Annotated in this window: 10 protein-coding genes; 1 reads left to right on the forward strand and 9 read right to left on the reverse strand. The window is 63.1% G+C overall.

From position 1 onward, the window contains the following. Positions 1-34 precede the first annotated feature (34 nt). Together LB571_RS00895 and LB571_RS00900 are read right to left on the reverse strand one after the other, a co-directional pair. Positions 35-1,798, reverse strand: coding sequence for a hypothetical protein (locus tag LB571_RS00895; protein ID WP_224591616.1), 1,764 nt, complete (start codon positions 1,796-1,798; stop codon positions 35-37). Positions 1,799-1,876: 78 nt separating this feature from the next. Next, positions 1,877-3,175, reverse strand: a complete 1,299-nt coding sequence (locus LB571_RS00900) for an adenylosuccinate synthase (protein WP_015315287.1) — start codon at positions 3,173-3,175, stop codon at positions 1,877-1,879. 211 nt (positions 3,176-3,386) lie between these two features. On the opposite strand from LB571_RS00900, the gene LB571_RS00905 reads away from it, so the two are divergent. Beyond that, positions 3,387-4,283 carry a DMT family transporter gene (locus tag LB571_RS00905; RefSeq protein WP_224591618.1) on the forward strand — a complete coding sequence of 299 codons (897 nt, stop codon included), beginning with the start codon at positions 3,387-3,389 and terminating at the stop codon, positions 4,281-4,283. 14 nt (positions 4,284-4,297) lie between these two features. Here LB571_RS00905 and LB571_RS00910 read toward each other — a convergent pair whose 3' ends face one another. The 7 genes from LB571_RS00910 to LB571_RS00940 all read right to left on the reverse strand — a co-directional run bounded on the left by LB571_RS00910 (position 4,298) and on the right by LB571_RS00940 (position 13,349). Continuing rightward, positions 4,298-5,515 carry a cytochrome c gene (locus LB571_RS00910; protein ID WP_224591632.1) on the reverse strand — a complete coding sequence of 406 codons (1,218 nt, stop codon included), beginning with the start codon at positions 5,513-5,515 and terminating at the stop codon, positions 4,298-4,300. Next, positions 5,512-7,278, reverse strand: coding sequence for a GMC family oxidoreductase (locus LB571_RS00915; RefSeq protein ID WP_224591635.1), 1,767 nt, complete (start codon positions 7,276-7,278; stop codon positions 5,512-5,514). Before LB571_RS00915 ends, LB571_RS00910 begins: the two co-directional genes overlap by 4 nt. A gap of 2 nt (positions 7,279-7,280) precedes the next feature. Beyond that, the gene (locus tag LB571_RS00920; protein ID WP_318011700.1) at positions 7,281-7,976 is read right to left on the reverse strand and encodes a gluconate 2-dehydrogenase subunit 3 family protein; all 696 of its coding nucleotides are present in this window, start codon (positions 7,974-7,976) and stop codon (positions 7,281-7,283) included. Between the two features lie 427 nt (positions 7,977-8,403). After that, positions 8,404-10,005 carry a phosphoglycerate dehydrogenase gene (serA, locus tag LB571_RS00925; protein ID WP_015315282.1) on the reverse strand — a complete coding sequence of 534 codons (1,602 nt, stop codon included), beginning with the start codon at positions 10,003-10,005 and terminating at the stop codon, positions 8,404-8,406. A gap of 65 nt (positions 10,006-10,070) precedes the next feature. Beyond that, entirely contained in the window at positions 10,071-11,246 is a 1,176-nt protein-coding gene (locus tag LB571_RS00930) for a phosphoserine transaminase (RefSeq protein WP_224591640.1), read from the reverse strand. A gap of 257 nt (positions 11,247-11,503) precedes the next feature. Continuing rightward, complete coding sequence (locus LB571_RS00935) at positions 11,504-12,280, reverse strand: outer membrane protein (RefSeq protein WP_224591643.1); 777 nt, start codon at positions 12,278-12,280, stop codon at positions 11,504-11,506. 208 nt (positions 12,281-12,488) lie between these two features. Beyond that, positions 12,489-13,349, reverse strand: coding sequence for an outer membrane protein (locus LB571_RS00940; RefSeq protein WP_015315279.1), 861 nt, complete (start codon positions 13,347-13,349; stop codon positions 12,489-12,491). Between the last annotated feature and the right edge of the window lie 189 nt (positions 13,350-13,538).

Here is a 13,538-nt window from a genome sequence, read left to right on the forward strand (position 1 = left end):
GCGACCGTCACGCCGCCCGTCTCAACCCGCCGTCTCAGCCCGCCGTCTTGGCCTGCCAGGCCTTGATCGCCTCGTCGAACACCTTCTCGCCGGGAATGCCCTTTTCCATGGTCAGCAGTGCCCGCCGTCCGGTCTTGTAGACGACCGGCACGTCGATCCAGTCCTGGCCGCGCAACAGGGTCATGTTGGCGTCTTCGTCGGCCTTGGTGTCGTTGAGCGCGACGAGGAAGAAGCCGTCGGCGATCTTGGCCGGGATGCCGATCAGCGGGCTGCCGGCGTCCTGTTCCGAACTCTTCATGGCAACGCGCAATATATTGTCGACGCCGCCGCCCTCGAACCCGTCTGGGGTCAGGAAGATCATCTCGATGATATGGCTGGCCGGCAGGGTCTGGTCGGTGTTGCGACGGATGGTCATGCGCAACTGGATGTCCTTGCCGGGAATGGTCGCCTCGGCACGGATCGCAGGCTCTGGCGGCAGGTCGCCGCCGGGCGATTCCTGCACCAGCGACCAAACGATGCTGCCGGGCTCGGCTGAACCCTGCGCGGTGCTGGTGCGCTCCTCATAGAAGATCGCCTTCTGGCCGACCGGAACCGAGGTTGGCGCCACGGCCGGAGCCGGTGCCGCCGGCGGCGTTGCGGCTGCCGGTGCGGGCGGCGGCGTGGCGGCGGCATCGGCCGGGGCCGCGGGCACGGTTCCGTTGGTGGGCGGTGTCGCGGGCGGGGTGCCCGCCGCGGGCGTGGTCGCGGCTGGCGCGCCTGCCGCGGGCGTACCGGCAGCAGGCGTATTGGCAGCCGGCGTATTGGCAGCCGGCGCGGGAACCGCCGGCGCTGCCGTGGCCGGCGCATTCGTTGCCGTTGGCGGTGCCGTCAGCGCGGCGACGGATTCGCCCTCGCCTACGCCGCTTTGCCCGCCGGCTGGGCCGGGGTCGGTCTCGCCGCCTTCAGGCGTCAGCCGCTGCGTGAACTTCGTGCCTTCCGCGCCGGTCGCGGGCGCCGGCGGCGTGGCCGCGGCATCGGTCGCCGGCTTGGCCGGCGTCGTTTTCACCGGCTCGGTTTTGGCAACAACCTTGCTGCTCTCCAGGCCCAGCATCTTGCCGAAGGCATCCTTGTTCAGCCAGATGCCGTAGCCGCCGCCGGCAACGACCAGCAGTGCGACGACGGCGGCGATCAGCCCGCCATAGCTGCGCTTGCGTTCGGCCGGCCGCAAACGCTCGAAAGTGTCGGTGGCGGCAGGCGCTTCGTCATCGGCAAAGACGTCGTCCTGATCGTCGTCCCGATCCGCGTCCATCCCCGGCAAGGTCTTCTCGGAAAAGTCCGGAGCGGGCTGCACCGGCGCCGGCCTTTGCCAGCCAGGCTCGACCTTGGCGGCTGGAGCGGGCCGGTAGGGTTCGGGGTTCGCCGCCGGCTGTGCCGGCTTGTACGGCTCCGGCCTGACCGTGGCCGGGGCGGGCCGATACGGAGACGGAGCAGGAATTGCGGCAGCCTCCGCCTTGGCCGGCTGCTTGACGTGGTTCGACTGGTTCTTGTTGCGGTCGATGGAGGAAAAGATGTGTTCCAGTTCCGCGAGCGGATCCGGCTCGGGCACACTCTTGACATAGTCCCGCTCGACGCCGGCAATGGCGTCGTCCAGCGCGCGTTTCTGTTTGTCTATGGCCTCGGAAGCCAGCGGCGGCGAATATTCCGCCAGCTTCTTCGCCAGCATGGCGCGCACGCTGTTATAGATGCGCGTACGCTTCTCGGGCGTCTCGTCGCCGTGCTTCTCGAACGCGTTTTTCAGAACAGCAACGAAATCTGCCATGCTTCAGTCGACCTGTATTTTTTTGCCTCCGCGCCGGCCCCCGCAAATCAGCCGCGATGCCCGGAAAGGCTTCAGAAACTAGTCTTGAAACGGATCGGTCACAAGTATCGTGTCGTCCCGTTCCGGGCTGGTGGAAAGGAGTGCGACCGGCGCGCCGATCAACTCCTCTATGTATCGGACATATTTGACGGCCTGGGCCGGAAGATCATTCCAGCTGCGTGCGCCTGCGGTGGTGCCCTTCCAGCCTTCCAAGGTCTCGTAGATGGGTTCCACGCGGGCCTGGGCGCCCTGGCTTGCCGGCAGATAGTCGATCGTCTCGCCGTCCAGCCTGTAGCCGGTGCAGACCTTGATCTCATCCAACCCGTCGAGCACGTCGAGCTTGGTCAGCGCGATGCCTTTGATGCCGTTGACGGCAACCGCCTGGCGCACCAGCACCGCGTCGAACCAGCCGCAGCGGCGCTTGCGCCCGGTGACGACACCGAATTCATGGCCGCGCGTGCCGAGGAATTCGCCGATCTCGTTCTTCTGCTCGGTCGGGAACGGACCTTCGCCGACACGCGTCGTGTAGGCCTTTGTGATGCCGAGAACATAGCCGATGGCGCCCGGGCCGACGCCGGAGCCGGCGGCGGCCTGGCCGGCGACCGTGTTGGACGAGGTGACGAACGGATAGGTGCCGTGGTCGATGTCGAGCAGCGTGCCTTGCGCGCCCTCGAACAGGATGCGCTCGCCGGCGCGGCGCTTGTCGTCGAGCACCTTCCAGACGCGGTCCATGTAGGGCAGGATGTCGTTCGCGACCGAGGTCAATTCCTGCATGATCGCATCATGCGTGACTTCGTCATGGCCGAGCCCGCGACGCAGCGCATTGTGGTGCGTCAGCAGCCTGTCGACCTTCAGGGGCAAAGTTTCCAAATCCGCCAGATCCATCACCCGCACCGCGCGCCGGCCCACCTTGTCCTCGTAGGCGGGGCCGATCCCGCGTCGGGTCGTGCCAATCTTTGTTCCGGAATTCGAAGCGGCATCCTCGCGAAACCCGTCCAGCTCCCGGTGTACGGACAGGATAAGCGCCGTGTTTTCGGCTATTTTCAGGCGATCCGGCGTCACGTCCACGCCCTGGCCTTTCAGTTTCTGCACCTCGGCGACGAAAGCATGCGGATCGAAGACCACGCCATTGCCGATGATGGACAGCTTGCCTTCCCGCACGACGCCCGAAGGCAGCAGCGACAGCTTGTAGACCTTGCCGTCGACGACCAGCGTGTGGCCGGCATTGTGGCCGCCCTGGAAACGCACCACGACATCGGCGCGCTCCGACAGCCAGTCGACGATCTTGCCCTTGCCTTCGTCGCCCCACTGCGAGCCGACGACCACCACATTGGCCATGTTTCTTTTCCCTTGAGACGCCGCCGCGCGGCTTGGATATGGTTCGAAACGACAGGCCTCTATAGCGTCAAGACCTCGCGAGTGCGACCTTTCTTTGCCGCCGAAAATGCCCTGAGGCACAACAATTTTCGGCTTTGACATCATTTACTTGGGCTGACCGGGGCAATAGGCCGGCAAACACCGCGGCCCATCCCGCGGCCGGAAGCCAGCGATGCATCGAAACGCCTACATGTTCCTGCTGCTCACCACCTTGCTGTGGGGCGGCAATTCGGTGGCCGGCAAGCTGGCGGTCGGCCACGTCTCGCCGATGACGCTGGTCTTCCTGCGCTGGATGCTGGCCGTGGCGATCCTGCTGCCGATCGGCTGGCGCACGATCCAGGAGGATTGGCCCGTCGTGCGCCGGCACTGGCTCGTGCTGGCGGCGCTTGGCGCCAGCGGCTTCACCCTGTTCAACACCATCTTCTACACCGCCCTCAACTACACCACGGCGATCAATGTCTCGATCGAACAGGCGGCGATGCCGATCCTGATCATGACAGCCAATTTCGTTTTCTTCCGCCTGCGCGTGAACTGGGCGCAGATCGCCGGCGTGGTGCTGACCGTCTTGGGCGTCATCCTGACCGCCTGCCATGGCGATCCGCGCCGGCTGCTGACGCTGGAGCTCAATTTCGGCGACGCCATCATGCTCGTCGCGGTCGTTCTCTACAGCAGCTATTCGGTCGGGTTACGGCTAAAGCCGGCGATGCGCTGGCAAAGCCTGATGCTGGCCATGTCGTTCGCCGCGCTCATCACCTCACTGCCCTTCTTCCTGTGGGAAGCCGCCGTCGGCAAGGTGATCGTGCCCGACGCCCGCGGCTGGGCGGTCATCGTCTACACGGCGATCGGCGCTTCGGTCATCTCGCAGATAACCTATATCAGGGGCAACGAACTGATCGGCGCCAATCGCGCCGGCCTGTTCATCAATCTGGTGCCGATCTTCGGCACGCTGCTTTCGGTGCTGATCGTCGGCGAGACCTTCCAGCTCTATCAGGCGCTGGCGCTGGTCCTCGTTCTGGGCGGCATCGGGCTCGCCGAATACAGCGGCCGCAAGATGGCGTCTGGCTTCTGAGGTCGCGCCTAAAATTACTGCACCAATTCTTTGCGCACCGCCGCGATATCGTCCGACGAGACCGCCGGAGCGGAATTGCCCCAGCTGCCGCGCACATAGGTCAGCACGTCGGCGATTTCCTGGTCCTTCAGCCGCCATGCCAATGAGGGCATCGAAGGCGTCGTCGGCGCGCCGGCCGTGTGCACGGCCTGGCTTCCGGCGAGAACGATGCGGGCCAGGGTCTCGGGATTGCCCTGCGCGACGATCGAGTTGCCGATAAGCGCTGGGAAAAGCGCTCCGGCCCCGGCGCCATCGCCGCCATGGCAGGCCGAGCAATTGTCATGATAGATCGCCGCGCCCGCCACCATCCGCGCCTCGTCGGGCTTGGGCGCCTGCGCATTGCCGGTGTCCGGCCCCAGGCTCTTGAGATAGACGGCCACGGCCTTGAGGTCGGGTTCCGTCATTTTGGAGGTCGAGTTCTCGATCGCCTCGGCCATCGGACCGGATGCGATCGAATGCGCGTTGACGCCGGTCCTGAGGTAGGCGACCACATCTTCTTGCGACCATTTGCCCAGGCCGGATTGAGCATTGTTGGTGATGTCGGGGGCAAACCAGCCTTGCAGCGAGGCGCCTTGCAGGAAGCCGCTGTCTTGGTCCGCTCCAAGGAACGATTTGGGCGTGTGGCAGGTGCCGCAGTGCCCGGCGCCCTGTACGATATAGGCGCCGCGGTTCCATTCCGCCGATTTGGAGGGGTCGGCCTGGAAGCTTGCCTCGCTGAAGTTGAGGAGGTTCCAGCCCCACATCGCCAGCCGGATGTTCAGCGGGAACGGCAGCTGGTTGGCTTCGACCTTGTTCGAAACCGGGTCGACCGTGGTCATGTAGGCCCACAGGTCGGAAATGTCCTGCTCGTTCATCCTGGTATAGGCGGGGTAAGGCATGGCGGGATAGAGCCGCACGCCATTGTGGCCGACGCCGGTCTTCATCATGTTGCGGAAATCTGCCTCGGACCAATTGCCGATGCCCGTCTCGTGGTCGGGCGTGATGTTGGGCGGCACCAGTGTGCCGAAAGGCGTTTCGAGCGGCAGGCCGCCGGCCAGCGGCTTGCCGCCCGGCCTGGTATGACAGCCCGCGCAATCGCCGAGCACGGCCTGATACTGGCCACGGATGATCTGGTCGGCCTGGTCGGCGGCGAGCGCCGGGGTGATCGCCAGCATAGCGGCGCCGGCGGCGGCGGCGGCGGCGAGCGTCCTCATGCCTGCACCAAGGGGGCGCCGGGATTGCGCAAATAGTGATTGCGGATGCCATCAGCGGCGCGGTAGGCGAGCGCGCCGACCGTTCCCGTCGGATTCTTGCCGGCATTCTGCGGAAAGGCCGAGGCGCCGATGACGAAGACGTTGGGCACATCCCAGCTTTGCAGGAAGCTGTTGACTGCACTCTTCTTAGGGTCCGTTCCCATGATGGCGCCGCCCGTATTATGGGTGCTTTGATAAGGGACGCTGTCCCAGCCCTTCTTGCGGCGGCCGACATTGTACTGTTTGCCGCCAAGCGTCTTGGCGATCTCCTCCATCCGGTCGCAGAGATAATTCGACATTCGGATATCATTGTCGGGAAAATCGAAGGTCATGCGCATGAGCGGCCGGCCGAAGCGATCCTTGTAGGTCGGATCGAGGTCGAGGTAGTTGGTGCGCGTCGCGTAGCTGCTGCCCTGCGAGGAGAAGCCGAGCGTGCTTTTGTAGCCCGCGACGGTCGCCTTCTTCCAGGCGCTACCCCACTTCGGCGTGCCGGGCAGCGTCGGCCTCGTCCCGATCGGACGTCCATTGGTAGGAATGCAGTTGATGCCCGCGCCGCCGACGAAATCGAGGCCGCCATGGTCGAAAGCGTCGCCATTATAGTCATCGATCGTCTGTCCGAGCGCGCCCGCGGCAATGAATGGGTTGAAGTTCTTGTCGTCGAAGAACACCTGCACGCCGGCATTGGTCTGGTAGCAATAATTGCGCCCGACGGTGCCCTCGCCGGTAGCGGGATCGTAGATCTTGCCGATGCCCGACAGCATCATCAGCCGGGCATTGTGCAGGCCGTAGGCGCACAGAAGCACGAGATCGGCCGGCTGGAAGAATTCCTGCCCCGACGTATCGACGTAAGTGACACCTCGCGCGGACTTGCCGCCGGCGGCGAGATCGACATGCAGCACCTCGCTGTCGGTCCGCACCTCGAAATTGGCCTTCTTCATCAGCACGGGAAGGATGGTGGTCTGGGCGCTGGATTTGGAGTAGTTGGCGCAGCCGAACCGCTCGCAGAATCCGCAGTAGGTGCACTGCCCCATGGTGATGCCGAGCGGATTGACATAGGGCCGCGACATGTTGGCGGACGGTGTCGGGAACGGGTGCAGTCCCATAGACCTGCCGGCATTGGCGAACAGGGTCGGCGCGTAGGTCATCTCCATTGGCGGATTTGGGTAATCCCGGGACCTCGGATCCTCGAACGGGTTGCCACCTTCCTGTATCTGTCCCTTGATATTGCCGGCCTTGCCCGAGATTCCCGCCAGATATTCGAACTGGTCGTAATACGGCTCCATCTCGGCGCCGGTCACGCCCCAGTCCTCGACCTGGAGATCGGCGATCCGCGCCGCGCCATACTTCTTGGTCAGGTTGGTCTTGATCTGGAAGTCGGAGTCCCAGAACCGCCAGGTGTGGCCGTTCCAATGGACGCCTGCGCCGCCGACGCCGTTGCCGGGCAGGAACGAGCCGAAATCGCGCATCGGCAGCGCCGTCTGCGAAGGGTCGTTGCGCATCGTCATGGTTTCGACTGCTGGCTGCAGGAACAGGTCGCGCCGCACGCTGTAGCGCAACTCGTCCTGCGCATAGCCGATGTTGAAATCGGTCGCCGTGTCGCGCCAGGGACCACGCTCGATGGCCAGCACGTCCAGGCCCTGATCGGTCAGTTCATGCGCAAGGATGGACCCCGTCCAGCCGAGGCCGACGATCACGACGTCCTTGCGGGGCAGTATCGTCGTCATGGTCAGCTCCTTTTTACGAGCCATTCCGGGCTGCCCTCGATCGAGACGGGCGGCCGCGGATAGGGCTGATTGTGCTTGCTGACGTGATCCCGGTAGTCATAGCGCGCGCCGGGGAAACCAAGCATGCGCCACGACACCATGTCCTTGTTGCCGCCATACACCGGATCGGCAAAGAACCCTTCCATCGTGTTCTGCAGCAGAAGTCCGAAGAAGCCGGCAGCCTTGACTCCATTGGGCAAGTCGACCTTTCCAGCTTCCATCGCGGCCAGGAACGTATCCTGATCGGCCGGCTGGAGTTCGGCGAATGTCTTGCCATCGCGCTGCTTCAGGAAAGCGTCGATGGCGGCGAGGCCGGAGCGGTAGCGCTGGGCGGGGTTTGCCTCGCCCTGGTAGCCCTGCGTGGGCAATCCCGGCAGAAACGGTCCTTTTGTGTAGAGCCGGCTCGACGTTCCGAACGCGCCCGTCAACTGACGGTCTATATAGACGGCGCAGCCGGCCTCCTTGCCGCCCATCGACAGATCGTCGGCGGGGATGATGCGGTCGACGATAGCCTCGACCAGCGCGGCTTCCTGCGGCGTGAAGAACCGCCAGCCGCCGGACACCACCTGCACCGGAGGATCGGAAGACAGCGGCGCCCAGGGCAGCGAGCCGGACAAGGATCGGGCAAAACCTGCCGATGTTGCCGTCACTGTAAACATCGCAGCCGAAGACAGAAAAAGACGCCGGCTCAGTCGGACAGTATTGCGATGATCCATCGAAGGCACCCCGACAGCAACAGAGGCGCGCCGGATGTTACGCGCAAAATCATGACCAACTCAGTTAAGTTTAGATCGCATCCATCAATTGACCGCAGCGTGCGGAAAGAAACCGGGATCGTCAAGCAGATCACAAAATCGTTAGATTGGGCCAGACCTTATGCTTATCTACATCCGCTAATGTACTGACGGCTAAAAAGGATATCTTGCAGCAGCTTGACGCAAGGACGCCGTTGGCGCGACGCCTGCGGCGGCGCCCGCAACGACGCAAGCCCTCGGGCGGCTCCAGCGGTCGTGGAGACGCCCCGCATGCATGCCGGCAAACGGGGCGTCTGATGTATGGCTTGTCACCTCAGAGGGCGTGGGGGAGCTAGATCCCGCCCACATCGAACCGCAGCCGCTTTGCCGAATCGATCGACTTGTGGCCGCGCACCTGCTCCAGCACCTTCTCGGGGAACGGGGCGTCGAGATAGAGCAGTGCGATAGCGTCACCGCCCGGCCGGTTGCGGCCGAGCTGGAAGTTGGCGATGTTGACGTCGTTCTCGCCGCAGACAGTGCCGAGCAGGCCGATAATGCCGGGCGCATCGGCATTGGTCGTATACAGCATGTGCTGGCCGACCTCGGCGTCGAGATTGATGCCCTTGATCTGAATGAAGCGCGGCTTGCCGTCCGAAAAGCAGGTACCGGCGATCGAGCGCGTCATGTGCTCGGTCTTGACGGTCAGCTTGATGTAACCGTCGAAGACGCCAGATTTGTCGCGCTTGACTTCGGCGACGATGATGCCGCGCTCCTTCACCATGATCGGCGCCGACACCATGTTGACGTCGGCGACCTGCGGCCGGATCAGGCCGGCCAGGGCGGCACTGATCAGCGCCCGCGTGTTCATCGTCGCGGTCGAGCCGTCGAACAGGATCTCGACCTCGCTGATCGGATCCTCGGTGACCTGGCCGACAAAGGCGCCCAGCACTTCGGCGAGCTTGACGAAAGGCTTCAGCCGCGGCGCCTCTTCCGCCGTGATCGAGGGCATGTTGATGGCGTTGGAGACCGCGCCCTTGATCAGGTAGTCGGCCATCTGCTCGGCGACCTGCAGCGCGACATTCTCCTGCGCTTCCGCCGTCGAGGCGCCAAGGTGTGGTGTCGCCACCACGTTCTCCATGCCGAACAGCGCATTCTGCTCCGCCGGTTCGACCTCGAACACATCGATGCCGGCGCCTGCCACCTTGCCGCTCTTCAGCGCCGCGACCAGGTCGGCCTCGACCACCAGCCCGCCACGCGCGCAGTTGATGATACGCACGCCATTCTTCATCTTGGCGATCGCCGCCGCATCGATGATGTTGCGGGTCTTATCGGTCAACGGCGTGTGCAGCGTGATGAAGTCGGCGCGGGCGAAGAGTTCGTCCAGTTCCACCTTGTCGACGCCGAGCTCCTCGGCGCGCTTGTCCGACAGGAACGGATCAAAGGCGACGACGTGCATCTTCAGCCCGACGCCGCGTGTGGCGACGATCGAACCGATATTGCCGCAGCCGATAACGCCCAGCGTCTTGCCGGTGATCTCGACGCCCATGAAGCGGTTCTTCTCCCATTTGCCGGCATGGGTCGAAGCGTTGGCTTCCGGGATCTGGCGGGCGAGCGCGAAGATCATCGCCACGGCGTGTTCGGCCGTCGTGATCGAATTGCCGAAGGGCGTGTTCATCACGATGATACCCTTGCGGCTTGCCGCCGGGATATCGACATTGTCGACACCGATGCCGGCGCGACCGACAACCTTGAGATTGGTAGCCGCGTTGATCAGCTTCTCGGTGACCTTGGTCGCCGAACGGATGGCGAGACCGTCATACTTGCCGATCACTTCGAGCAGCTTTTCCTTGTCCTTGCCGAGGTCGGGCAGATAGTCGACCTCGACGCCGCGATCCTTGAATATCTGCACGGCGGTGGGAGAGAGTTTGTCAGAGACGAGAACGCGGGGCGCCATGGCGGCCTCCTTGAAAATGAAATTGATCCGGGAACGGACGGCCCTCGGGGCCGCCACGGAAACTCTCAGGCGGCCGCTTTGAGCGACGCCTTCTGGCTGGCAAAGGCCCAGTCGAGCCAAGGCAGCAGCGCTTCGAGATCGGAGGTCTCGACGGTTGCGCCGCACCAGATGCGCAATCCCGGCGGGGCATCGCGATAAGAACCGATGTCGTAGGCGACGCCTTCCTTGTCGAGCGTCGAGACCAGGCCCTTGGCAAACGCCGCCTGTCCATCAGCGTCGAGCGCCGCGATATCGGGGTCGGTGAAGGACAGACAGACCGACGTGTTCGAGCGTGTCGCCGGGGCCACCGCAAGATGGCCGAGCCAGGATGATCTTTCCACGAACCGGTCGAGCACGGCGGCATTGGCATCCGCCCTGGCAATCAGCGCATCGAGGCCGCCGACCGACTTAGCCCAGTTCAACGCGTCGAGATAATCCTCGACGCAAAGCATCGACGGCGTGTTGATGGTTTCGCCCTTGAAAATGCCCTCGATCAGCTTGCCGCCCGAGGTCAGGCGGAAGATTTTCGGCAACGGCCATGAAGGCTTGTAGCTCTCCAGCCGCGCTACGGCACGCGGCGACAGGATCAGCATGCCATGCGCACCCTCACCGCCCAGCACCTTCTGCCAGGAGAAGGTCACGACATCGAGCTTCTCGAAGTCGAGCCTTTGCGCGAAGGCCGCTGAAGTAGCGTCGCAAATGGTCAGGCCCTTGCGATCGGCGGGAATGAAGTCACCGTCCGGCACGCGCACGCCCGAGGTCGTGCCGTTCCAAGTGAAGACCACGTCGCGATCGAAATCGATCTTGGTCAGATCAGGCAGCGCGCCATAACCGGCCTCGATCTTTCTGATATCGGCGAGTTTCAGCTGCTTGACCACGTCGGTGACCCAGCCGGAGCCGAAGCTTTCCCAGGCGACCATGTCGACGCCGCGTTCGCCGAGAAGAGACCACAGCGCCATCTCGACGGCACCTGTGTCGGAAGCCGGCACGATGCCGATGCGGTAATCGGCAGGAACCTGGAGGATTTCGCGCGTCAACGCGATCGCCTGCTCGAGCTTGGTCTTGCCGATCTTGGCGCGGTGGGAACGGCCGAGCGCGGCAGCTTTCAGCGCCTCGACCGACCAGCCGGGACGTTTTGCGCAGGGACCAGAGGAAAAATTGGAATTTGCCGGACGGAGTCCGGGCTTCGTAAGCGTCGTCATCGTGGTCTATCCTTCCAGATAGTGGCCCCTCGTTGGGGAGGGGTGGCCCACGGACGGCGATATGCGTTCAGGCTTCGGGCGTCAAGAGGAAAGTTTTTGTCGCTGCCGGGATACCGGATGCATGTCGCCCAAAAGTGCGCGGCGGTTTTGGGGCTACGACATGCATCACACAGGAAAGCGCCGCGATCAGGATCGCGTGACTTCAAATGCAAACGGCGGACCCGAGAGATCCGCCGTCAAGAGCTGGTGTGCCCAGTCTACCAGAGATCGTAGCGCAGCCCGAGCTTGATCTGGTGATTGCTGATCCCTTTCTCGACCGGAAAGGAAGTCAGGCTCGCGGCGGTCGCGTATTCGACGCTAGGCGCGGAAAAATACTGATAGCCGAGATCTACGGAAACATTCTTGGACACTTGATACGCAAGACCGGCATTCAACGCATAGGCGAGGGAATACTGCGTCTTGCTGTCATCAAGCGTGAAATCGTTGGCGGGGGTGGCCTCGTCGGCATAGCTGGCGGAGAGGCTGCGTTTGCTCACGACGACGCCGACACCCGCACCGACATACGGTGTGATTCCAACATAGGTGCCAAGGTCAACATAGCCATTGAGGATGCCTGAGAACGCATAGTTCTTCAGGTTTCCCGATCCCACGATCGACGTTCCAGCCGGTGCGGTAGCAGTATCGTCATAGCCGAAGCTTGCCTTGTTACCCGGCAAATAGCCGAAGTTGAGATCGGCGCGGAGGTAATCGTTGAAATGATATCCGAAGCCGACGCTCGCAAAAATTGCATCTTCGCTCTCGCTAAAGTTTTCGTTGTTGATCGCCGACGGGAAGGTGAAGTCCCCATTCTTGAAACTCTTCTGCGCCAGGTAGGAAACATCGCCGCGCAGGTACCAGCCGGAGCCGACCTCGACCGGCACATAATCCGGCGCCTGGTCGACATAGATCGGCGGGTCGTAGTCGGCGGCGATTGCAGGCGCCAGCGGCAACAGCAGTGCGGCAAGCGCCAGCGCCATACGCGATCTTGGTATCATGGTCCCCGGCTCCCGAATTCGGCGCCGTCAAACAAGCAACGGCGGCCAACGTTTCATGAGCCATTGTTAACCATAGTGGTTAAGTGTCGGTTAAGGCTAACAGAGGGTTAGCGAATTGATTTCGAACGGGCTGACCTCGGCTCATCTCAAACGAAAACCGCCCGGCTGATGCCGGGCGGTCGACGAATTCCTGGAAACTTCGAAGCGATTACTTGGTGTAGATCGGCTCGGGCTCCGGCTGATAGGCCACCACCGGCGCGGCGCAACCGTTGTTGCCGCCGAACTGGTAACGCAGACCGCCGCGCACCTCGTGGGTGTTGAAGCCGTGATCGAAGCCCGGCCCGGCGCCCGGCGTGGCGCCGGCTGGACCATACTCGAACATGCGACCGCCTTGAATATGGGAGAAACGGTAACCAGCATCGAGGATGACTTTGTCGGTCAAGCAGTAGGAGGCGCCGGCCATTACCGCGTACGCGAAGCGCCAGCTGGATGTTCCGGGGTTGGACTCGGTTGCGCCCGGGGTCGGGTCGTAGACAGTATCCCATTTGACGCGCGCTCCGCCGATACCGGCGCCGACATAGGGCGTGATGCCGTGCCAGGTGCCGATATCGACATAGGCATTTGCCAGAAGCAGCAAGGCGCTCATCTTCGACGACTCGACCGAGACCGTGGTGAGATCCGAGGTGCCGCCGTTGAAGTTTGACTTGAACCAGTAGTCGGCGGTCAGGTCGGTGCGGAAGTGTTCATTGATCTTGTAGCCGACGCCGCCGCCAAGCGAGAAGCCGCCCTTGAGCTTGCCATAGTCGAAGGACTTGCTCCCGGCGACCCCGACAGGAGGCCCGCACGGGCAAGGCGCGGCGCCGTAGGTGATGTAGTCGATGTCACCGACCTTCGACTTGTGATAGTCGAGGTCGCCACGGATATACCAGCCGCCGACATCGACCGGTTGCTCATAGACCGGCGGCGGCGCTTCTTCGACTTGCGGCTCGGGCAGGTCAGCTGCGAACACCGGCCAGGCCAAGCCCGCGAACAGCAGCGCGAACAGGGCCTTTCTTGCTGTATTGAACATGCTTGTCACCCCTAGAAACCTCGGAACGGCGATCGCGTCCGAATAAGATTGGCTTTCAGGCGTGGATAATGAATTGCAAAAGTTAAAAGGCGTTTAACCCTGTCGATTAACCACGAATCTCCAGAATCCCGGAGATCTGGCAAGGATTTCGACAGAAAGAGACCGATCCTTTGCGAACAAAAAAGCCCG

This window comes from Mesorhizobium sp. BR1-1-4, from assembly GCF_020165375.1.
Lineage (GTDB): Bacteria > Pseudomonadota > Alphaproteobacteria > Rhizobiales > Rhizobiaceae > Mesorhizobium > Mesorhizobium australicum.